Origin of the sequence: Paenibacillus sp. Root52 (genome assembly GCF_001426865.1) — a bacterium.
Lineage (GTDB): Bacteria > Bacillota > Bacilli > Paenibacillales > Paenibacillaceae > Paenibacillus.
In genome coordinates this window covers 1-1,171 of the sequence record NZ_LMFO01000028.1, presented here as the reverse complement: position 1 = coordinate 1,171, position 1,171 = coordinate 1, and the positions used below count along the sequence as shown (strand labels likewise).

Sequence of the window (1,171 nt, the reverse complement as noted above, 5' to 3'; positions counted from 1 at the left end):
AGCGGCAACCAAGTTCCAGTCTTTGGTGTTTTGGGGACAGTTAATTTTAGTTAGAGACGTTAAAAATAAAATTGGACAGGAATTATTTATTTGTTAAAAGGAAGGTTATTGCTAAGGAATTTAACAACAACTACTGAAATAATGAATCCCACATGACTTTTTGGTACTACTTTAAAGTTTCAGAGTATTTTCTTATAATGATTCTTCTTCAGAAGAATATTCTGCTTCACTTCTAAAGTAATCTTCTTCTTGTAAAACCTCTATTAATTGCTTGTATTTTAATTTAGTAGCGAGGGCAATTTCCGAATTAGCTCTCTCCATAAGAAACTTATAAACGCCAATTTCCTGGTTTTCAGATCCCTTAATTACAAGAGAGCAAAGGTACCCCCATTTTGTTTCTTCAAAAAAAGCAACTGTTTCATTTAAAAACAAATCAAATACTTGTTTAAATTCCTCTGCGCCTGAGAAGGACCTCAATTGGATTATTTGGTGTAGCGAATCAATTTTCTTGTCAGCTAATGCCGCATTATACTCATCATTCAAAAATCCTTCATATTTATCCAGCATATTTGAGTTTAGTTTTTCAATAAGAACCCTTGTATCATGATTACTTTGGATTTCATGTATCCCGTCAAAAGTATCCCAATCCTCTGCCCTTAATTTTAAGACCTCATCATATGTTGGTTCATACAATTCAGTTGCTATATCCAGCAATTTCTTTCCATTTGGGCAAACGTTTCCTAAATTAATCAAAGCATCAAAAAGAGAAACAACCAAGTTCGGTTCTTTAAAATACTCCATATTCCGACTATCTATTTTCTTATGAATTTTCGATAATATTTTTTCTAATTCACTTTCGTTTAACTTATATGCGGAGTACAAGCGGTGTACATCCTTAGCAATTTCACTTTTATGAATAAGATAATCGTTTAGTATATGTATCTTCGAACTGTAATCTTCATATTGCAATATTAACTTTATTGTTTCATGCATCATCAATTTGGTATGAGTTTTATTTTTATGTTTTTTTTCAACATCTGAATTAGATAGGAAGGTTTCTACAATAACACCAATACAACATTCTAATGAATAATTATCAAATTCGAACTGACTATCAGGGAGTTCCTTTTTTTACAACTTCACTAACCCGTTGAACCAATTCGATATATTT

1 protein-coding gene is annotated in these 1,171 nt (G+C 31.3%); it reads right to left on the bottom strand.

Annotated elements, in window-relative coordinates:
• Window positions 1-192 precede the first annotated feature (192 nt).
• Window positions 193-999, bottom strand: a complete 807-nt coding sequence (locus tag ASD24_RS21050) for a hypothetical protein (RefSeq protein WP_235540740.1) — start codon at window positions 997-999, stop codon at window positions 193-195.
• Window positions 1,000-1,171: the final 172 nt, after the last annotated feature.